This window comes from Pseudomonas sp. 86_A (assembly GCF_017491705.1).
Taxonomy (GTDB): Bacteria; Pseudomonadota; Gammaproteobacteria; order Pseudomonadales; family Pseudomonadaceae; genus Aquipseudomonas; species Aquipseudomonas koreensis.
Window position 1 is genome coordinate 240,049 of record NZ_JAFGYS010000002.1, and the last position, 20,866, is coordinate 260,914.

At 54.0% G+C, this 20,866-nt stretch carries 18 protein-coding genes and 2 pseudogenes; 8 read left to right on the top strand and 12 right to left on the bottom strand.

From position 1 onward, the window contains the following. Window positions 1-143 precede the first annotated feature (143 nt). Complete coding sequence (locus J5M57_RS04430; RefSeq protein ID WP_065948963.1) at window positions 144-395, top strand: hypothetical protein; 252 nt, start codon at window positions 144-146, stop codon at window positions 393-395. On the opposite strand, the gene J5M57_RS04435 is transcribed toward J5M57_RS04430, so the two are convergent. Then, the gene (locus J5M57_RS04435; RefSeq protein ID WP_207847678.1) at window positions 392-790 is read right to left on the bottom strand and encodes a hypothetical protein; all 399 of its coding nucleotides are present in this window, start codon (window positions 788-790) and stop codon (window positions 392-394) included. The two genes, J5M57_RS04430 and J5M57_RS04435, sit on opposite strands and share 4 nt — an antisense overlap. Before the next feature lie 282 nt (window positions 791-1,072). Between J5M57_RS04435 and J5M57_RS04440 the strand changes: the two genes are divergently transcribed. Both J5M57_RS04440 and J5M57_RS04445 read left to right on the top strand, forming a co-directional pair. Then, window positions 1,073-1,342, top strand: a complete 270-nt coding sequence (locus J5M57_RS04440) for a hypothetical protein (protein ID WP_207847680.1) — start codon at window positions 1,073-1,075, stop codon at window positions 1,340-1,342. Between the two features lie 108 nt (window positions 1,343-1,450). Then, complete coding sequence (locus J5M57_RS04445) at window positions 1,451-3,355, top strand: hypothetical protein (RefSeq protein ID WP_207847682.1); 1,905 nt, start codon at window positions 1,451-1,453, stop codon at window positions 3,353-3,355. Between the two features lie 77 nt (window positions 3,356-3,432). Here J5M57_RS04445 and J5M57_RS04450 read toward each other — a convergent pair whose 3' ends face one another. The 5 genes and pseudogenes from J5M57_RS04450 to J5M57_RS04470 all read right to left on the bottom strand — a co-directional run. After that, window positions 3,433-4,326: a hypothetical protein gene (locus J5M57_RS04450; protein WP_207847684.1), complete on the bottom strand. Its 894-nt coding sequence runs from the start codon at window positions 4,324-4,326 to the stop codon at window positions 3,433-3,435. Between the two features lie 53 nt (window positions 4,327-4,379). Further along, window positions 4,380-4,865: a hypothetical protein gene (locus tag J5M57_RS04455; protein ID WP_207847686.1), complete on the bottom strand. Its 486-nt coding sequence runs from the start codon at window positions 4,863-4,865 to the stop codon at window positions 4,380-4,382. A gap of 61 nt (window positions 4,866-4,926) precedes the next feature. Beyond that, window positions 4,927-5,244, bottom strand: a complete 318-nt coding sequence (locus tag J5M57_RS04460; RefSeq protein WP_207847688.1) for a hypothetical protein — start codon at window positions 5,242-5,244, stop codon at window positions 4,927-4,929. Between the two features lie 571 nt (window positions 5,245-5,815). Further along, the gene (locus J5M57_RS04465) at window positions 5,816-6,265 is read right to left on the bottom strand and encodes a phosphate-starvation-inducible PsiE family protein (protein WP_073451568.1); all 450 of its coding nucleotides are present in this window, start codon (window positions 6,263-6,265) and stop codon (window positions 5,816-5,818) included. Between the two features lie 121 nt (window positions 6,266-6,386). Further along, a pseudogene (locus J5M57_RS04470) lies at window positions 6,387-6,632 on the bottom strand (phosphate-starvation-inducible PsiE family protein); the annotation flags it as partial. 331 nt (window positions 6,633-6,963) lie between these two features. On the opposite strand from J5M57_RS04470, the pseudogene J5M57_RS04475 reads away from it, so the two are divergent. Next, window positions 6,964-7,203 (top strand): annotated as a pseudogene (locus J5M57_RS04475) (YebG family protein); the annotation flags it as partial. A 195-nt stretch (window positions 7,204-7,398) separates the two neighbouring features. Here J5M57_RS04475 and J5M57_RS04480 read toward each other — a convergent pair. After that, a complete protein-coding gene (locus J5M57_RS04480) occupies window positions 7,399-8,418 on the bottom strand; it encodes a Glu/Leu/Phe/Val dehydrogenase dimerization domain-containing protein (protein WP_064586030.1) in 1,020 nt (339 codons plus the stop codon). 184 nt (window positions 8,419-8,602) lie between these two features. On the opposite strand from J5M57_RS04480, the gene J5M57_RS04485 reads away from it, so the two are divergent. After that, window positions 8,603-9,406: a transglutaminase family protein gene (locus tag J5M57_RS04485; RefSeq protein ID WP_064586029.1), complete on the top strand. Its 804-nt coding sequence runs from the start codon at window positions 8,603-8,605 to the stop codon at window positions 9,404-9,406. A 55-nt stretch (window positions 9,407-9,461) separates the two neighbouring features. Here the strand turns inward: J5M57_RS04485 and J5M57_RS04490 are convergent, their stop codons facing one another. The 4 genes from J5M57_RS04490 to hmgA form a co-directional block, all read right to left on the bottom strand. Further along, complete coding sequence (locus J5M57_RS04490) at window positions 9,462-10,832, bottom strand: aromatic acid/H+ symport family MFS transporter (RefSeq protein ID WP_207847690.1); 1,371 nt, start codon at window positions 10,830-10,832, stop codon at window positions 9,462-9,464. A gap of 90 nt (window positions 10,833-10,922) precedes the next feature. Then, window positions 10,923-11,558, bottom strand: coding sequence for a maleylacetoacetate isomerase (gene maiA / locus J5M57_RS04495; RefSeq protein WP_207847699.1), 636 nt, complete (start codon window positions 11,556-11,558; stop codon window positions 10,923-10,925). A 12-nt stretch (window positions 11,559-11,570) separates the two neighbouring features. Then, entirely contained in the window at window positions 11,571-12,875 is a 1,305-nt protein-coding gene (fahA, locus tag J5M57_RS04500; protein ID WP_207847708.1) for a fumarylacetoacetase, read from the bottom strand. A 3-nt stretch (window positions 12,876-12,878) separates the two neighbouring features. Continuing rightward, window positions 12,879-14,183 (bottom strand): homogentisate 1,2-dioxygenase, encoded by a 1,305-nt coding sequence (gene hmgA / locus J5M57_RS04505; protein ID WP_169843131.1) that lies wholly within the window; start codon window positions 14,181-14,183, stop codon window positions 12,879-12,881. Between the two features lie 165 nt (window positions 14,184-14,348). On the opposite strand from hmgA, the gene J5M57_RS04510 reads away from it, so the two are divergent. Then, window positions 14,349-15,143: an IclR family transcriptional regulator gene (locus J5M57_RS04510; protein ID WP_207847710.1), complete on the top strand. Its 795-nt coding sequence runs from the start codon at window positions 14,349-14,351 to the stop codon at window positions 15,141-15,143. A gap of 24 nt (window positions 15,144-15,167) precedes the next feature. On the opposite strand, the gene J5M57_RS04515 is transcribed toward J5M57_RS04510, so the two are convergent. Then, complete coding sequence (locus tag J5M57_RS04515; RefSeq protein ID WP_207847712.1) at window positions 15,168-17,570, bottom strand: DUF6543 domain-containing protein; 2,403 nt, start codon at window positions 17,568-17,570, stop codon at window positions 15,168-15,170. Between the two features lie 960 nt (window positions 17,571-18,530). On the opposite strand from J5M57_RS04515, the gene J5M57_RS04520 reads away from it, so the two are divergent. Together J5M57_RS04520 and J5M57_RS04525 are read left to right on the top strand one after the other, a co-directional pair. Next, on the top strand, window positions 18,531-20,588 hold the full coding sequence (locus J5M57_RS04520) for an S-type pyocin domain-containing protein (RefSeq protein ID WP_207847714.1): 2,058 nt from the start codon (window positions 18,531-18,533) through the stop codon (window positions 20,586-20,588). Next, the gene (locus J5M57_RS04525) at window positions 20,585-20,842 is read left to right on the top strand and encodes an immunity protein (protein ID WP_207847716.1); all 258 of its coding nucleotides are present in this window, start codon (window positions 20,585-20,587) and stop codon (window positions 20,840-20,842) included. The genes J5M57_RS04520 and J5M57_RS04525 overlap by 4 nt, the downstream gene beginning before the upstream one ends. Window positions 20,843-20,866: the final 24 nt, after the last annotated feature.

Below are 20,866 nucleotides of genomic sequence, written 5' to 3' on the forward strand. Positions count from 1 at the left end.
GGTACTCAACCTTCCCTAGGCCGTTCCTAGGCCATTCCGAACAGAATCCGAATGCCTCTATCAACTCGATAGAATCTGTCCAAGTCCAGGGAGCGCAGGGCCGGTTATACTCACCCATACCGCAGGTTCAGGGAGTTGACCAGATGGACAAGGAATTCAGCTACAACCCTCAAATTCCCTGCATTGTGCTGCACAACGGCCAAGACGTTGGGGCAATGGTGGATGGCAAGCTCTACAGGTTCGATTCCAGCCTTACTGCGCAGAACCAGCATGCAGAGGTAGGAATCCTTGTTGATAAGGTTCTGTTCCAGTACGGAGAGCCCATAGGCCACCTTGAGGGCCGAAGGCTCATCATTGATAGCCGTTGCGAAATCCTAGAGCTGGTTGAAGCCTAACGACCCTTCTCTGCTCCACCGGCAAGCTGACTACGAGCAGCATCGAGTGATTCCAAAAGGCTCTGTGAATAGCTGACGGCATCAGCTAGAGCCAGCTCTGCAAAGCCAGTATCAACCTCTACGAATTTCTCCACAAACGCCATGCAGTACTCCTGCCATTCCGCATCCTCTCCCAAACCATAAAGCCCGAGCCAACAAGCGATTATCTGGTGTACGTGCATAGCGTTCCTCGCCGTGTCACCTTGTGTCCGTAGAAAGGCTTCGCGGTCATCAGAGACCGAGAACTCACGGAAAGCTTGTAGGTGCTGATTCAGGTTCAGGACACACGCAGCAACGTCAAAATCTAGCTGAATGCGCTCCCTAGGGTTGTACCTGTTGCGTATCGGTCGAGACATGTGAAGGCGCCCTGGAGGAAGTCGATCTGATCCTAACTCCAGATCTCGCAGCGAAGCCACTTAGTAATCACAGAAAGCATAAAGCCCGCATGATTGCGGGCTTCTCTAAAAACAAACCTAACTACAAGCAGCGGACTTTACTACAAGAAGAACAACATGCTGCTTGCTTTTACAGTTTACCATTTAAAACCTAAAACGAAGCCTTAACGAAGATTCTTTTTCAGAAAATTAGATTTTAGTTATGCAAATGCTATGATTTAAGAACAACAAACCTTTACCACAATGAAATTATCAATAATAACCTTCACAACACTAACCTTATTTTCCATGCCATCCTTTGCAAAGGACGTTAAAGATTTGCAGCATCAATCAGGAAAACAGAATATAGCTGAACGAAATCTGATTGAGACCACAAGACAAATTGTTGACTCAGAGGGTTTCGTTGATATGGATGCACAGTCACGTTCTTTTTTAAGCACAGACTTCAAAGGAATTCCTATTGAAGATTATGAAGACACAAACGATTACGACGCTCATATAGACGCTTCTTGATTAACCACTTATCAATTAGTGCCTCATCAGAGGCTTTAATTTTGCCCACAGAAAAATATGCAATCGGCAAAATGGTATAATTAAGCTAATAAACAAACCTTTTGAATCATGCAAAAACGAATTATTGCGTTACTCACGCTTTCCATAATTGGACTTACAAACACAGCAAATGCTTACACATGGCCTGCAGGCCAGCTTTACGAAGAATCATTGCATGCTGAATCTGTCGCAGTGACATGCTTCAACAAACCGCATGGACAACAACAATACAGACGTTTATATACAAACAACCCAGATGGCACTAAAAATTATATCAACAAAGGAAATGGAGTATACACACAAAGCTTTTCAAAAAATGATGATGGATATGAACTGACAGTAGATTGTTATGACCTAACAGCCGGACATATAGGCGACTGGGATGTTGGGTACGATTCACAAGTTACAAAATGCGATAACCCAAAAGCGGTTGGAAACGTAACCAAGTACAGAAAGTTCATAAAATGGAAAAGTGAAAAATTAACAAGCAATTTAAAAACTGGCTTTGACGTATATTCAATAATCGACAATTGCAAAGCACCAGAATTTACACAGCAATTTGAAACTCAAAAACAGAATTGCCCTTCGGGTTATACTGGACAAATCGTAAATTCTAGAACGTACAATTTATATTCAGACGGAACAAAAGACAACTATACAGATTGGGCAAAAACACAGGATGCCTGCGTTTCAAGGCAAACAGAATCAGAGTGGAAAGCATGCCCACAAGCAGATTACGTGGGTCAAATCGTTAACGAAAGAACATATGATTTATATTTAGACGGCACAAAAAACAACTATTCGGCGTGGGTTAAAACACAAGATAGCTGCCAATTAATGAGTACAAAAACCGTTGAAAAATACAATTGCGCAACGAAAGCCCCAACACATCCCCTTGGATTTACATTAGAAACGTGGACTAGAACAATAAAAAACGGCATTCCAACAGAATGGTATTTGAATCCCTTTTATCCCGTAAAAAAAGACAACTGCTATTATTTAGAAGATAAGGTGGCGAGCACTGATGTAGCTTCTTGCCCTGCGGGTCAAACTGGAAAAATTATTAGAGAAACACACACAAAAACTAAAAGATTTTTTTATGACAATTGGCAAAACGTTTCGTCGTCTATCATCGTTGAAAAAGAAAATACTTGTAAAGCAGCAGGTCCTGTTACTGTTGAAATCAACCCGGGTTCAGAAACCGTAAGCTGTGATTCTTACTACGGCACAGAGCAAGGAACGTACACAGGTAACGTTTCAAAAACCGGCGACAACATCACAATTTTTGACCCGGTTTCAGGAGCGACGAACACAACGTTTCAAGCGAAAAGCCAAGACACTACATCGTGTGTAAAAGAAATCACTACGACTACAAAAGAACTCATAGAAGAAGAATGCCCTGCTGGTTTCCTTGGAAAAATCACAAAGTATTTAATCAAGGCCGAAAGCTCCACTGGTACGGTTTACCCATACGGAACCACACCAATTCTTGATTCAAATACCTGCATTGCTATTTCGGTAATCGATGAAATAAACGCACCAAGCGCTGAACATTTGCAAGATTCAGTTCTTTCAAACTTGAGTTTCACTACAACATCAATTTCAAAAAGCGATTTAATAATCAATGAACTCAACAAAATTGACACATCAAAGATTGAAGGCAAAGCCTACATCATGAATATCAGTGCCGATGACTTAAGTGCTGGGGCTTTTGATAGCACAAAAATTTCAAACCTTGTTAAAACCTTCAAGGCGAAATTAGGCACACAATCTACAAGCGTGAAATTAGCGTCCGCGCCGGTCACTCTAGATAAATACATTGGTCAAGATGGTTTGACACAATCAAGAATTGCAAAAGAGAAATTAGCGCTTTCTGGAACGAGCATTGATAAAGGCACAGTCACTGTTAAGTACGTTTCTCTTTCAAAACCTACGCCTGCGCATTACAGCTTCACCGTGAAGGTATTTGAATAAGATAAGCAACAATAGAAGCCCTACGGGGCTTTTTTTGTGCCTTAAAATCACCGCCTTTTTTCTTTGGTGGTCATTCATCAGAAGGTCATGAGCTTCACAGCATGCTCCAATGCATTTTCCCTCGCTTTGACGTGGCCCTGGCTCATGAGGAAGGCCAACACGTCATCACCGCTGTAATGCTCTGCAAATGCTTGTCTAGCCACCCTTCTGTCGATCACATCATCGATCACGGAATCACCAAGAAGTCTTGATTTGTACACGAGCGTTTCACGTAACGCCTTTAGGTAGAAAGCGGCGTCATCAGGGCTACCAACTCCAACAGCAGGCGCTGTGAGCTTCATCCCCCTCACCTTCTGTATCTGATCCACACATTCAGTGCAGGAGCGCTTTAGCGAGCGATTACAGGTCACGAATGACCCTGTGCCATGGTACTTGAATCCAGCAGCGTGGATCGGTGCTTCAAGGCTCTTTGGACGAGGTACGCGCAAGGTGCTGACACTCTTGTTCAGAGCCCACACAAACATCTGTGCGTTGAATGCGTACTGGTCATCGTCCTTATGCTTGCCGATCCTGCACACAACGTCATAGAGCTTGCTGTGAAGGCTTCCCTTGATGGTTGTTACCAGAGTGGGGGCAAAGCCAAGGCTAGCCAGGTCGTTCAGCTTTAAGGACGTGACAGAGCTGATTGTGAGGTAGTGGAAGGTCTTTGACTTCGGGACAATCGTTACGTCATACCCTTCGATGTTTTTTGCGCTCATCAGCTTGAAAAGCTTGTCGGTCAGCAGGTCAGCAGCAGTGAAGAACTGATCCTTCACACCTTGCGCGTTGTAGGCTTTCAGGCAGAAAGCCGCCTTCTCTTTCGTAATCAAGGCTTCTGTAGCTGGGTTGAATATGACTTGGAACTTGTCAGCTTCAAATGATGCTAACTGATTTTTAAAATGGTCGATTCTAGCTATTTTTGTTGTTGTCATGTTGTTCTCGTATTTTTGTTATTTTCTCTCCTTTCGGAATACAAATCGTCAAATCAAAACGGAAGTCCGTCTTTGTGTTTGGTCTTACCTTTGAACTGCTTATATTTCTCAAAACTCTCTTTACAGATTTGCCCGTCTACCAGCAGTGAAGGACATAAATACTCATCAAAAGCACCTTCCATGTTCACTTTAGCTTCAACGTTACCTTTGCAAGCAACTTGTACACTTATTTTAAATTTAGTTTTTCCGCCTTTAACTGTATTTCTTTTGGTTTCTATAAAATTCATATACCTCAATACATTCAACGCTCGCTTTCTTGTGTTTTCGCTCACACCCAAATAGGAGTCGAGTTCTGTAATAATTACTTCACATTCATTAAATCTATCCATGCTCTCAATCGCGGCCATCATTATTCGTGCAGCTACATTATCGAATGCTATTATTGCAATAAAGAATGGCATAGCTTTTACAAAAATCGGCGCGTAAACGTTTTTTTCAAGCTTATTAAATGCTATACTTTTAAAAGGGTTCTCTTTCATTTTAACCTCAACTCATTAATTAGACTGTTAGCGCAGTCTTTTTTATTCTTCTGCAAATCTATTAAAGGTTAAGGAACTTAACTTCTATCCATATCATTCCAACGTGAACCTTGTCTTGCTCAACGGCAATCATTCTCTGCTCACTTAAAATATTCATACATCTGCGAATATTTTCACCTGAACAATCCATGATTTCCATTAATACTGGCTTGTTTGTATAGACGACAAAATACCCATTCTCTGTTTTTTCCGCGAGTGTGCAGAGCTTGATTAAAAGAGAATGTGCGGCATGTCTCGCAAGGGCAACCTTGGATAAAGCATTTAGAGCTGCTTTTGAGGTAGGAAATCTAATGTAAGTCTTATTTTGAGAGTAGTTCATTTTAGTTATTAATGGTTTGTTTTAATACAATACCATTTAAAAACACCAAAACGTGTTTTAAACACCAAAAAGTGTAATAAATATTTTAATATCAGAAAACCAACCTAAAACTACAGTGCAATATTTTGTACTGTAGCTAGTAAAAAACACGTTTTGGTGGAAAATATGCCACTTACAGCTCAGTATTTTGTACTGTAAGTTATGCCTACAGTGTAGTTTTTTGTACTGTAGCTACTCTACAGGCCACGGAAATCAAGGACTGAAAATGTATAGCGCGCCTATAATATCTAGAACTCTTTAAAAACTTAAAGGCGTCAGCAAATCTAGCAATCAATTGTTGGAAATTGGATCATGCATTGGAATCGAAAATGCATTCGACAGGTCAATGACTTTTATTGATCCTTGAAGCTCATTCCTTTTTAGAGGTTTGGGCACTCGCTGCGCGAAATTGTTCAGCACTGCAAGCCCCAAACAGTTAGATCATACGTTTTTCGCTCAAGTATCCGCCAGGATACTTTTTTAATTAAAGCTATTCCGGCAAAGTCTTTCTCATAGCCATAGATTCATCGACTCAATTCTCAGATTTGTCTTTTACAGATGGAAATCTAGAAGACGAAAATCTAACCACCAGAATTGCAAATGCCAATAGAAGCACACCGCCGCACACATAGATAATGCCAAGGTCTGGAGCGTTGTGGTGAGAAACATCGCTAATCAAAAGCCTAATCAGTGCCGTAACGCCTATATAGAGCAAAAAACGCAGAGGCATATGATTTGTTTTAAAATAAATCCCGCTCATTGCTAACAACTCTAAATAAATGAATAGCAACAGAATGTCATCAACGCTTATTTTCTCTTGGCCAAGCATTCCGATGAATGCGCTAATCGCTGCCCAAATCGTAATCAGAGCTATGCCAAACAGAGCGAGGTAGTGGAAAGCCTCGACCACTAAATTCCCAAGCGAATCTGCACCACCATGAAGGCTTTTGCGCAGCTTCTCTACTCCACGTATTTCGCTCATCACTCACACCCCTACCATCAAGGAAAATACTGCCTAGCTGGCCTTAAGCGCGCCAAAGACCAGCAATCATAGGGGTTTCGCCCTTTTTTTGCCCATAAGAAAAAATGTTAGATTCAGGTGGGTTGGTCTTGAAGTAGATCCCGACCATTGCCCCCAATTCGAGATAGATGAACAGCAGCAGGATGTCATCGATCTTGATATGGCCCTCTTCGAGCATGCCGAGAAATTCCATCACCGCGGCCCACGCGGTGACCGCACCAATGGCGAACAGCGCCAGGTAGTGGAAGGTCTCGACGAACAGGTTGCCCAAGGACTCGGCCAGTTGATGCACGTTTTGCCGCAGTTTCTCGGCCCAGTTTATTTTCACGATGATGTTCCTTAGCCCGACTCGGGCGGATGATGCGTGTTGGACGTGACGGTTTTCTGCACGTTTTGAGTTTCATGCAGAAAAGAGGCCACGCCATCATGGCGAGCCGGCACAAAACCCGCGCCGTGGCGTTTGGTCGCACATGCCACCCAACCCGGTGGGAGCGCGCCGGTTCGTGAATGGCCGTCAAACGATCATCCCCTAACAAACCCCGAATCCGGTCTACATTGAAAAGCCACTACCCAAAGCGCAGGGATTCGCTTATCCTTTCGCTGTATATAAATACAGTAGTCGCTAAGACAACTAAATGTGAAGGCATGTGAGGTGGTGAATGGCCGTCGAAGTGGTATACCGCAGCAGCCGAGATCTGGAGCGCTTGTTCATGGATAAAGCCGAAGCTGACCGTCATGACAAAATGCTCGAACTGGCCGAGATGCTGTCCGAAGTGTTGCAAAAAGCCGTGCCGTCGCTGAACGAGCAACAGGTTGAAGAAGTCGGGATCTACATGGCGAAAAACCGCGATGTGTTCGCCAAAGCCTTCAAGAGCCAGCCTGATGCGCTGTCGGAGCTGATCAACGCACCGGCCGAACCCGTGGCTGAAGTGGGTGAGTCGGCAGAATCCGATGAAGCGCCGGCCAAACCGGCAAAAGCGGCGAAAGCTGCCAAGTAATCGTCGCCTGATCAAAAGATCGCAGCCTGCGGCAGCTCCTACATTTGGAATGTGTATTCCCTGTAGGAGCTGCCGAAGGCTGCGATCTTTTGCATTTCAGCGATACAAAACCTTCTCCGCCAACTCATCGGCCACCCGCGCCGGCGAGCGCTTCTCGGCCTGTGCATGGGCGAACACTTCGGTCAGTCGCGAGGAAATCTTCGACAGGTGCGCGGTAATCGTCCCCAACGCTTCGCCGCGATGCTTGAGCGAGACGTAGATCAGGCCACCGGCGTTGATCACATAGTCCGGCGCATAGAGGATCCCGCGTCGCTCGAGCTGGTCGGCCACGTCCAGATGCGTCAACTGATTGTTCGCCGAGCCCGCCACCGCCGAGCAGCGCAGTTGCGTCACCGTGTGACTGTTGAGCACCCCGCCCAGGCCGCACGGCGCGAGAATGTCGCAAGGCGTGCTGAGCAACGCATCGTTGGCGATCGGGTGCGCATTGAGCTGCTCCATGGCCAGTTGCACCTTGCCGTGATCGATGTCGCTGACCAGCAATTCAGCGCCTGCCGCATGCAGTTGCTCGGCCAGTGCGTAACCGACGTTGCCCAAGCCCTGAATCGCCACGCGCAGGCCTTCGAGGTTGTCACTGCCCAACCGCGCCATCGCCGTGGCGCGGATCCCGGTGAACACGCCCATTGCCGCATGCGGCGCCGGGTCGCCCGCTGATGTTGTGCTGGTGACATGCTGGGTCTGCTGGGCGATGCAATCCATGTCCGCCACCGAGGTGCCGCTGTCGATGGCGGTGATGTAGCGACCGTCGAGCTGATTGATGCAGCGACCAAAGGCTTCGAACAACGCCGCGCGATTTTCCACATGCGCCGGGCGCACGATCACCGCAACGCCGCCGCCCTGGTCGAGACCGGCCAGTGCAGCCTTGTAGCTCATGCCTTGCGCCAGGCGAATGGCGTCCTCGACTGCGGATTCGTCGTTGGGATAGGCGAGATAACGGCAACCGCCCAGGGCTGGGCCGAGGCGACTGTTATGAATGGCAATGACCGCCTTCAACCCGGTGATCGGGTCAACGCTGAGGTGCAGCGATTCCAGGCGAGTGCTTTGCATGAGAGCGAACATCGGCAGGCTCCCGAATCACTTCTGGTAGACGCCAGTATAGGCTTGCGCCCAAAAATTGCTGAAGCGCGCCGGAATAAGCGCCCGCGTTGACGGCGACTTTGCGGCATAACCTGAGGCCGTCACGGCTCAGCACTGGACGAATGGCACGGACGGGGCTAAAACGAGGCATTCCCCGGAGATTCAGATGAGCCCGCGCCAACGTTTTTTCGAGTGTCTGCACCGATCACCACCCGCGCTGTTCGAAGCCGCGCTGTGGATGGCCGCCGAGCACGAAAAAGGCCTGGATGTCGAAGCACTGCAACAGGATTTCAAGGAACTGCAACAGCGCGTCAGCTACGGTCTGCCGATGCTGCCGGTCAGCGAACTGGCGCAGCCGTTGTTGCGGCGCATGAATGATCTGGGGTTTGCTCAGGATGATTTTCTGCCGCTACGCCCGCAGGTCGCGCTGCTGCACAAGGTGCTGCAAACCCGTCGAGGGCAGCCGCTGACGCTGTCCTTGATTGCCCTGGAACTGGCGCGCGGGCTGGAAATTCCGCTGGTGGGCGTGAACTTCCCCGGACATTTCCTGCTGCGGGTGCCCGGTGCGGATCACTTGCTTGATCCCTGCGGCGGCCGGCGGCTGTATCCCAACGATTGCCGCGAGTTGTTACAGCGCCAATACGGCGCGCACCTGAAACTCAACGCCGAACACCTGGCAGCGGCCACACCGATGCAGATGCTGCAACGCTTGTCTCGTAATCTGCGGCAGTTGCACCTGAGCCACGAGGACTACATCGCCGCGTTGATCGATGCCGAACGGGTGCTGGAACTGGGCAGCGCCAGCGCCGCCGATTATCTGGCCCGCGCCAGCCTCTACCAACGCCTCGACTGCCCCAACGCCGAGCGCTTTGATCTGGAACACGCCTTGCTGCTCAGCGACGATCCGATCCAGCGCTTGCGCCTGACTGAACGGCTTGGTCACTTACCGCCAAATTCCGTGGTCCACTAAACGCCTTTTTGCCGGAGTGAGCCTGCTCGCGATGCAGGCGACGCCGATCTTCCTGTCAGACCGCGTTATCGTTCTTCGCCAGCAGGCTGGCTCCCGCATTCGACGGGATGGACTCGGAGGGTGCACGCACCTGAATGATCAGCAACGCCGCAATCACCGCCGGGATCGCGCAGAAGAAGAAAATCTGCGCCACCGGAATGTGCATCGCCAGCAACATGCTGCCGAACAGCGGCCCGAGAATCGAACCGAATCGCCCTACCCCCAGCGCCCACCCAGTGCCTGTGGCGCGCACATGGGCCGGGTAGAAGTTACTGGCGAAGGCGTTCAGCGTCAGTTGCCCACCAATGATGCAGAAGCCGGCCGCAAACACGCAGGCCACCAGATAACGCGGATTGTCGTGATTCAGTCCCAACAGTATCGTGCACACCGCCGCCCCGGCCAACACCGCGCAGAGCAGGCGTACCTTGCGTTTCAAGCGGTCGGCGAACCACGCCATGCACACGGCGCCCAAGGTGCCGGCGAACAGAAACATCGAGGTCACCAGGTTGGCTTCATTGAGTTTCAGGCCGCTTTCCAGCAGCAGGGTCGGCAGCCAGCTGATCATGAAATACAACAGAATCAGGCTGACAAAAAACGTCGCCCAGATCAGCAGTGTCGGACGTGCATAACCATTGCGGAACAACTCGACCACCGTCAGTGTGCTGCCCTGTTCGCGCTCATTCTGTTCGAGCGAGGCGGCCGGCGGTTGCCAGTCTGGCAACATCCGCGCGGTGACTTTGCGCAGGCGCGCATAGGGCGGTGCGTCACGCAGTAACCGTGGCAGCGATTCGGGCAGCATCCACCACAAAAACGGAAACAGCAGCAGCGGCGTGACGCCACCGGCGAGGAACACCGCTTGCCAGCCAAAGCGGTCGATGAAGCCCGCCGCGACAAAACCGCCCGCCGCACCACCAAAGGAAAAACCACAGGCGGCCAGGGTCACCATCAACGTGCGCAGACGCGGCGGTGAGTATTCCGACATCAAGGCCATGGCGCTGGGCATCGCCCCGCCCATGCCGATGCCGCAGATGAAGCGCGCGATCATCAGGGTGTTGAGGGAATCGGCGAAGACCATCAGCACCGTCAGGCTGGCGTAGATCAGCACGCACGCCAGCAGTATCCGCCGCACGCCGAAGCGATCGGCCAGTGGCGTGACCGCGAGGGAACCGAGGGTGAGGCCCAACAGGTTGGCACTGAAAACAGGCCCGAACGCGGCTTTCTCCAGCCCCCAATCCTGCGCCAGCGCCGGTACCACGTAACCCAGCACCTGGGCGTCATAACCGTCGGTGACCAGCAACAAGGCGAGCAGGATCAAGAGCAACCACTGATAGCGGGACACAGGACGGGCGTCGAGTGCCGCGCGGAAGCTGGCAATCTGGTTATGCATCGCAAGGTACCTGTTTTGTTTTTATGATTTTTTCGCGTGGATCAACGCCGAACCTTGTTGGAGCGAGCCTGCTCGCTCCAACAAGGGGGATTACGGTGTGTCTGGTTGATTGGCCGGATGCGCCTTGATGAACGCCGGATGCTCAGCCGCCAGTGCCGCCACCCGACGAATTCGTGGGTAAGCCTCCAGCGACACATTGAAGCGCTCGGCCGCGTACAACTGCGGGATCAGGTAGACATCGGCCACGCACGGCCACTCACCGAAACAGAAACCGCTGTCACCGATCAACTGCTCGACGGTCGCCAGGCCTTGACCGATCCAGTGCGCGATCCACTCCACCACCTGCGGCTCTTCGTGGCCCAACTGACGCAGGCGATTGAGCACGCTGACGTTGTGCAGCGGATGCACGTCGCAGCCGATCACCGCCGCCACACCCCGTACATGGGCGCGGGCAGTGAGGTCTTCGGGTAGCAGCGGCTGCTGTGGATAACGTTCCTCCAGGTACTCGATGATCGCTGGCGACTGAATCAGCAACTCGCCGTCATCGGTGCGCAAGGCCGGCACCCGGCCCTGTGGATTGATTGCCAGAAACGCCGCTTGCCGATGTTCGCCACCGGCCGCCGCGATCAGGTTGACCGGCAGCGCCTGATAGTCGAGGCCCTTCAGCGCCAGGGCAATGCGCACGCGGTACGACGACGTGGAGCGGTAGTAGGTGTAGAGATCCATGAGCCGCTCCTGTCAGCGCGCCGCCAGCACTTTGCCACGGCACTCGCCGAAGCCGATGGAGGCAAAACCGTCACGGGCGCAGCGCGCGCGCAGGATGATTTCGTCGCCGTCCTCAAGGAATTTGCGCACTTCGCCGGAGGCCAGTTCGATCGGTTTTTTACCGCCCTCGGTGATTTCCAGCAGGCTGCCGAACTGACCGCTTTGCGGGCCGGACAAGGTGCCCGAACCGAACAGGTCACCGGCCTGCAATTGGCAACCGTTGACGCTGTGATGCGCGACCATTTGCGCGACCGTCCAGTACATGTAGCGGGTGTTGCTCAGGGTCAGGCGATGGGCCGGCAGATTCTGCTCGCGCATGGCTTCAGTGAGCAGCAGCACTTCCAGCTCGATATCGAAAGCGCCACCGTCCTGATCGCGTTTGTCGAACAGGTACGGCAGCGGCTGCGGGTCACCTTCCGGACGCGCAGGTTGCGCGGTGCGGAAAGGTTCCAGCGCCTCGGCGGTCACCACCCACGGCGAAACACTGGTAATAAAACTCTTGGACAGGAACGGCCCCAGCGGCTGGTATTCCCAGGCCTGGATGTCACGGGCCGACCAGTCGTTGAGCAGGCAGAAACCGGCGATGTGTTCGGCGGCGTCACCGATGGCAATCGGCTCGCCCATTTCGTTGCCCTGACCGATCCAGATACCCAGTTCCAGTTCGTAGTCCAGACGTGCACAAGGGCCGAAGGTTGGCTCGCTCGCGCCGGCCGGCAGGGTCTGGCCTTTCGGGCGGCGCACGTCGGTGCCGGAGGCGCGCACGGTGGAGGCGCGACCGTGGTAGCCGATCGGCACGTGCTTGTAGTTCGGCAGCAGTGGATTGTCCGGACGGAACAGTTTGCCGACATTCTGTGCGTGCTCGATCCCCACATAAAAGTCGGTGTAATCGCTGATGCGCGCCGGCAGGTGCAGTTGGCAATCGGCCGCCAGTGGCAGCAGTGTTGCGCCCTGGGCTTCGATGGCGCCGCGATGGGTGCTGCCTTCGCTGAACAATTCCAGCAAGCGGGTGCGCAAGGCTACGCGAGCCTCGCGACCGAGGTCGAAGAAGGCGTTCAACAGGCCGCCTTGCATGGCTTCGACTGCACGACGCGCCTCGCCATCGAACAGCCCGGCTTCGAGCGCCACCTGCAGATCGAAGATGTGTTCACCGATCGCCACGCCGGCACGCGGCGCCGAGCCGTTGAGGCTGAACACGCCCAGCGGCAGGTTCTGCAACGGGAAATCCGCGTGGCCGTTGGCCGAAGCAACCCAGCTGCGGGTAATGGAAGTCTGAGTCATGGGTTATCTCCGGGTCGGGTCGAACGTGGCGGGCAGCGTAGCCCAGCAGGCGTCGTAAGTGGATTGCAGTTGCGGGCAGTCGAGGGCGAAGCGACTTGGGCGCAGCACCTGACTGGTCTCGAACATGAAGGCCATGGTGTTGTCGATCTTCGCCGGCTTGAGCTCGGCGTTGATCGCTTTGGTGCAGGTTTCGCCGTCGGGGCCGTGGGCGCTCATGCAGCTGTGCAGCGAGGCGCCGCCGGGCACGAAACCTTCAGCCTTGGCGTCGTATTCGCCCTGGATCAGGCCCATGAACTCGTTCATCAGGTTGCGGTGGAACCATGGCGGACGGAAGGTGTTCTCGGCGACCATCCAGCGTGGCGGGAAGATCACGAAGTCGAGGTTGGCCAGACCGTGCACGCTGGTCGGCGAAGTCAGCACGGTGAAGATCGACGGATCGGGATGATCGAAACTCACCGTGCCGATGGTGTTGAAGCGGCGCAGATCGTATTTGTACGGCACGTTGTTGCCGTGCCAGGCGACCACGTTCAGCGGCGAATGATCGAGCTCGGTGCCCCACAACTGGCCGAGGAATTTCTGCACCAGCGTGGTCGGCTGCCGCAGGTTTTCGTAGGCGGCGACCGGGGCGAGGAAGTCCCGCGGATTGGCCAGACCGTTACTGCCGATCGGCCCCAGATCCGGCAGGCGCAGTGGCGCACCGTGGTTCTCGGCAACGTAACCGCGCGCCTGCGGATCGAGCAGTTCAACGCGGAATTTCAGACCGCGCGGCAGCACGGCGATTTCCAGCGGCGCGACGTCGAGCACACCGAGTTCAGTGGCAATGCGCAGCCGCCCCAGTTGCGGCACCAGCAGCAGTTCGCCGTCGGCGTTGTAGAACACCCGCTCCATCGAGCGGTTGGCGCAATAGTTGTAGATGCTGATGCCGGCCGGTTTTTCCGCCGCCGAGTTGGCGACCATGCCGACCAGGCCGTCGATGAAGTCGGTCGGTTCGGCGGGGATCTGCAGCGGGTTCCAGCGCAGGCGATTGGGGGTCACTTCACCCAATGGGCCGCCGGCCAGTTGCCGCTCCAGTTTGACGAAGGCCGGGTGATTGGCCGACGGCTGAATCCGGTACAGCCAGGTGCGCCGCGCTTCACTGCGGGTCATGGTGAACGCTGTGCCGGAGAGCAATTCGGTGTAGAGACCGTACGGGGCTTTTTGCGGGGAGTTCTGGCCGATGGGCAGGGCGCCGGGCAACGCTTCACTGCTGAATTCGTTGCCGAAACCGGACTGGTACGCCAGCTCCGACGCGTTTGAATCGAGGTTCATGGAGCCTCCTGAACAGGGAGTCGGCAGTGGCCCATCGCTCTGGCTCAGAGGTTTCGGCACGCCGGGGTTGTTATTATCGTAATTCGATTACGCATAACGTAATTTGCTCGCTATCCAGCGTCAAGCTATAAAGACGCCCATTCGTTTTCGGATCCCGGCCGCACCATGGAAAAAACCAGCGACAGCAACGGCAAACAGAAAGTCCGCTCCGCCGAAGTCGGCACCGACATCCTCAAGGCGTTGGCCGAGTTGTCGCCCTCCACCTCGCTGTCGCGTCTGTCAGAGCATGTGCAGATGCCAGCGAGCAAGGTGCACCGTTATCTTCAGGCACTGATTGCCAGCGGCTTTGCCGAACAGAATGCCGCCACCAACCACTACGGCCTCGGTCGCGAAGCGTTGCGCGTGGGCCTGGCCGCCCTCAACAGTATGGACGTGCTGAAAGTCGCCGCCCTGCCCCTGTCCGAGTTGCGCGACGAGTTGAACGAAACCTGCTTCCTGGCGGTGTGGGGCAATCAGGGCGCGACGGTGGTGCACATCGAGCCGGCGGTGCGCGCTGTGACCGTGGTGACTCAGTTGGGGTCGGTATTGCCGCTGCTCAGCTCCTCGACAGGCCTGGTGTTCAGCGCCTACTTGCCGCATCGCGAAACCGATGAATTGCGTGAGCAGGAAATCGCCGTCGCCGGACATCCACTGGCCGAGCAAAAGGCCTACACAGGTTTGTGCGAACAGATCCGCGAGCGCGGCCTGCATCATGTGCACGGGTTGTTGATGCCGGGCGTGGACGCGTTGTCGGCGCCGGTGTTCAACGCGGTCGGGCAGATCGCCGCCGTGTTGACCATTGTCGGACCGACCTCGCTGTTCCACGCCGACGAGAACGGCCCGGCGGCGCAGCGATTGCTGGCAGCCGCGCAGGCCGTAAGTTGGCGCATGGGTTATCAGGCCGACGACCGCCTTCCCTGAAGGGCCGCCGACCATGGGTCGCAATCAGACCAGGGTGGTTTTACTGGAGGTGCCTTGCGGATCGTCAAGGATCTCCTGAATCACTTCCAGCACCCGCTTATGCAGTCGAGGCTGACCAGACGCCTCGGCGACCAGCTTTTCGATGGTGTACGTATCACCCAGCAGATCGATCAGGGTTTTCTGTGTCTTAGTGACCGATGACTTGGCAAACCCGGCCTTGCCCAGCGATGCCAGCTCGATCAGCGCGTCCTTGAGATGACTCAAAGCCTTGGCCCGATCACCGAGTCCATGCGCTTCAAAACCTTGCACCATCGCTTTGGTGAACAACACGGCGCTCAGCGCAATTCCGACAGGCGCGAATACGATACTGATGGCGCCCGCCGCCGCCACGGCCGCGTCGAAGAACAGGCCATTGACGATTTCCCGCAAGCTTCGGGTCTTTTCATCCACATCGGAAATCACCTTGTTCAAAAGGTTTTTGTAACAGTCATTGAAATCGGTGACGTGAATCCTGCCGTTCAGCGTTGGAGGGTTCGTGACGCGCGACAACTCTTCAAGATCACGCAGATAGGTGCCCACCTGCGGCTGGTGTTTTACATGGAGCCGATCATAAAGATAGTCGCCCAGACCTCGCGTCTTGACCGCACTGACGAACTCGCTGAACGGGCGCAGCTCGCGTCCATCCGGAGCGTCTGGCGTGAACAGGTATTCAGCGACGCGCCCTTCCAGCCTCAGCCGGAACACATAGACACCCTCCACCGGCCGTAACAGTAGAAACAACTGGTGCAGAACACTGTGCGTCACGTTGCCGAAGGCATCGGCATTCTTGTTGATTTGGTTTCGATCATTTTCCGCGTAAAGGTCGACTACACCCAACAGCGCAGCAAAGTCCGCCTGGGGAAGTTGGCCATTGAACTTCGCCTGCATGATTGCCACCCGCATCCGCCGTTGCAGAATGGCCAAAGCCAGACCTCGCTTGAACAGGCCTTCGGGATGGGAGGCGTTGAGGTCAACCGAACGTAACCGATCGATGTACTGTTCTCCCGGCCGCAATGTTCTGGACCAACTGGCGATATCACGAATGTCCAGGCCGGTAACCGGCGGGTGCCCTTCGAGCAGCACGAAGCGCGGGTACAGCGGTTGCCCCGTTTGATCGGCGTAAAAAGCAACTTCACCAACGATCAACTCATGCAGGGTCATCCTCTGTCGTTCGTCGATCTGCACTTCGATCAGCTCAGGGTTGATGTCAACCTTATGGCCTCGTTGCTGCAAGACTTCTTCGACGCGCGACTTGATCAGGTCACGGCAGAATTTTTCATAGGACGCGAATCCGCCTTGCCGCACCTGCACGGTCTGCAGCGCCTTGAGCTCGTCATTGATCCGGGTGAACTGCTGACGCAGCTCTTCATCAGCGGTGCGGTAGCCGTAAGGCGTCTGACTTTCTTCCTCCGACACGCGCCACGCCCGCTCGTTGTTGACCAAGGGGAGGAGGACTTCGTCACCCTGATAGGGTGTCGGCGCCAATGCCACGCCGACCCAGGCGTTGGCACGCTGAGACGCTTGCTTGAGGTAAGCAGTGATACGCTCGCGATCCAGCGCATGGCTTTGCCAGGCCAGATAGTCACGCCCACGTGCCGTGGCCGTCCATGCCCCGATCTCAAGACTCAGAACCCTGAAGGAGGGCTTCTCGTACCAGTCCCGACCGTCGGGCGAACCCGGGGCATACAGCAACCAGCTCTCTTGGCTTTCACCACTATTGCCGACGGCAACCAGATCCTTGAGCGCGCGAGCGTCAGCCTGCAGCAGTAACGGCGCAATGATCAGCGCCGGGTCGCCGGCAACGGCACGTTGAATCCGCTGCCAGTTGTGGTCGTCCAGATGCCCCTGACACTTGGCGGCAAAACCGCTCAGTAACAGTTGACGACGTATGAGGTCATTCATGGCCGCCAATACGCCCTTGCGTTCATAGGCTTTACGCAAGTCCGTCGCGAACGCCGCTCGAAAACTGAAGGTAAAGTGCTCTTCCAGCCATTGCTGGTTCAGACCGGTTGGCAGCCCGTCCCCGGAAAAAGTCAGGGTCCCACGCCTGCCCGACTCATGCAGGCCATGCAGTAAAAGATCCACCAGTGAACGCCGGTCCTCCTGAATGTACGTGCGGTCCGCCGCCTGGAAAACATAGCGCTCGTGAGTGGTGATCAAATCGGGATCCAGCGCATAGCCGAACTCGAATTGCAGCGCACGGCTCATCAGTGAGTGCGCGTAAGCACGCGAACTGCTGGCGCCTTGCAGTTGCCGGTCCAACTCCGCTTGACTGTCGAGCCACTCCCGCTCCAGCTCGCAATACTGAAGCTTTTCGCCGGCACCGATATCGTTCAGCCATGTCGGCGAAGTGCATTGAGCAGGAATGTTTACATTCATGACGTTCATTAATTACCCCTATTAAAGTTGATTAGCCAATTCAAGAACTGGACAACCAATCTAATTCGGAACAAACAAGCATCAAACATCATAACCAATACTAAAAAACCACAAACTTAACGGCATATGACGCTGCAATCACACTGAAACAAAAAATCGCCCACCTCAACAGCCATTTAACTAACTTTTCTTGCCAATGCCCTGCCTGGCTTATTCGTAACTATAACTTCACATCCGCACCGGATCGACAGTTTCACATCATGCAAAGTTATCAGTAGGAAGTCGGCAATATATTGATTAGAAGATCGTGAGCCCCCGACTGCTGTTCACGCTTGACCGGTGGGCGCAGTCAATCGCAGCCCTGCTGCACAAGGTACCGGCAGCATAGACATTCGCCCGCGCAGAGCAGGCTGACGTAATCGAGACGTCGGACTGTTGCATGCCCCGTAACAGTGCATGTCCGAAATCGCTATTTTTCCTTTGGGCTCAAGTGCTTATTCTGCACGGGCTTTCGCGGCACACGCCGCACAGCACGAAGCCTTGGCCACTGAGCAATTCGCGCCATGGCTGACCGATTTCAGATGAGTCGAATTGTCGATTGATCGCCCCGGTGTTCACTGACGTTGATTTGTAGCTCCTTGATCCAACGTCTTACCTTGGCCGCAGCGTTTGCAGCGGCCTTTTTTTGCCTGATGAAAAAGCAGACGTCCCTTCCCACAGGAAAGCTCCGATAAAACCATCGGAAATTTCTCGTTGCATAGCAGTACGCAACCCTGCGCATCAAAAACCGTTCGAAAGTTCATTCAACACAAGAAGCATTGCCTTACGGGGTTCTCAGACTTGTGAACTCAGGCTTTGTTGTAGCCTGAAACGACTCATGCATTGCCTGGTGAAGGATCGTATTGCCGACAGCAATGACTTTTTCCATAAGCCGATAACGCCATCACGCACATTCAAAAGGATATGAATATGCAAAACCCACCGAGGCCACCCAACAGGCCAGGTTTTCTGCAGATCGACACGCCGCTCGAAATAAAAGGCGTTGCTCCTGACCATATGCGGCCAGGCCCGCGTACTTCGAATGACAATCGCGCGGGTCCATTTGGTCACGGCGTAAGTGCCTACAACCAGAATCTGCAAACAATCCGCACAACGACTCAAGCGCTGGATCAGGACTTTCAAAACAGACTCGGCCAACTACCCCAGGCCATCGAAGCCGACCTTGCAACCGTCCGATCCGAAGGCGCCACTCATCCACTTCCACCCCTGCAGTCCGTTGTCCGGGAACTTGGCGTGCTGCACACACTGAGCCAACGCAAGGCGAACGAGTTTCACAGCAAGACGCTGGCAGCCAATGAGTTTTATGGCGGCGATCCATTCAATCGGCATGTCAACGCGTTCATGACCAAGGCCACGACCATGGAAAAATGGCCGGGTCCCAATGGCATCGCCATGCAAGCACTGCAAAGATCGCTGCATGCCGCCAACGATGCCCGGTTGGCTGCCCGGTTTCTGCAGTCGCTCCAACAGCGCACGGCCGATCTGCAAAATATCCTGGCGGTGCTGCAAGCTGCCGAACAGTCGCGTTTGGCGGCCGAACGTATCGCCGCCGAACACGCGCAAATTCAGGCACAAGCCAAAGCGCAGGCAGAAGCGCTCGCCCAGCTGCAGGCGCGTGAAAACGCGCGACTGGCAGCACTGGCGCAAGCGCAGCGACAAGCCGCCGAACAGGCACGAATCGCTGCCGAGATAGCCGCCCGGCAAGTGGCTGAAGAGCAGAAACGCCTTGCAAGCCTGGCCGAAGCCGAGCGTCAGGCCGAACTTCTCCGAGCGCAAGCCGAAGGACAGGAATACGAGCGACCGGCAACGCCCGAGATCCATAGTGTTTTCCCCGCGTCAGGCACAGCAGCATCGGTCCCGACCTTCGCTGCGGCCTCCACAGTCATTGCGCTCTCACCTGACAAAGTCCTGGCGATACACAGCGCGCTGCGCTCAGCGGTGCAAGTCGTCACGGCAGCCGGCACTGCGGCGCTAGGGTCAGCGCTGGTCGGTTTCGCCGCACTGCTGATGCCGTCACGACTGGGCAATGGCGAACGCTGGGTGATGAGCGTGCCGCTGGCGGAACTGACAACGGCACACCACTCCTCCCTGAATGAAATCGCCGACCGTCAGGGCTCCGGGGATCTCCCGTTGGGCCTGGGCTTCAGATCCATCAGCAGCGGCATAGAAGCCTTCGCCATCACCACAGATGGCTTCGATCTTCGAACGGACGTTCCTGTGGTGAACGCCGACTACAACGAGCAAACCGGCCTTTACCAAATCGCCATGCCGGGATCGCCGGGTGACTTCCTGACCTGGACCCCGATAGTCACACCGGGTGACAGCTCCACTGTCCTGCCGACCACCGAAACCCGAACCGCACCTCTAACCGGGGCATCGATCATACCGATCGAGGGGCGCCTGGACCTGCACCCCAACGTGGTGGACGGCTGGGAACGTTTCATCATCGTCTTCCCGGATGATTCGGGGATTGCACCACTGTATGTGGTGTTCAGCAGTCCATATGAGGGGGCCACTGTCCGAGGCAAATACAGTGGTCGCCTGTTCAATCCGGAACAGGCGGGTGGACCGATACTTGATCTGGACTGGCGTAAGGCCGTCATCAACCGCGCGGGTATCGATGCGGTAAAGATGCATACCGTCCGTTTAAACCAATCGGACGCAAACGACATCATGATTCAACGTTTGGAACAAATACTGGGTGGGTACACGGAAGTTACCGATACCGATTTGCGCTACTACACTCATGAAATACGAGAGCTGGAACGTTATCGGGCATTCGGCTACAGCGATAACATATCACCTCCCGAAGATATCCCCATTTGGAACAACGCTCACACGGCAACACTTGAAGACTACAAACTCGGTAATGAACTGACACTTCTCTATACCGAGGAAGCGATTAATGCAATGAATGCGCAAGACCAGAGAGAGTACGAACAAGACATGAGGAGCTTCGGCCAATGAATACTGTCGAAAAGATCATCAAAAATGAACCTGTTGCCGATGTTTTATCCCTCTTCGCTCTGATATGGCCAGCCATGCGCATTGACAGTATGTATGGACAATATCGCCACGAAGTAATATCGGAGGGTGTTCTGATAGACACTTACACTTCATTATTCAAAGACGGGATATTGTCCAGCGACGAAAACGGGAAAACCGTTAAAGGCCCAAATTGGACGTCACCGCCATTCATGAAAGAAAAACGCTACGAGTAATCATCAAAAAGCCACCCGACTGTT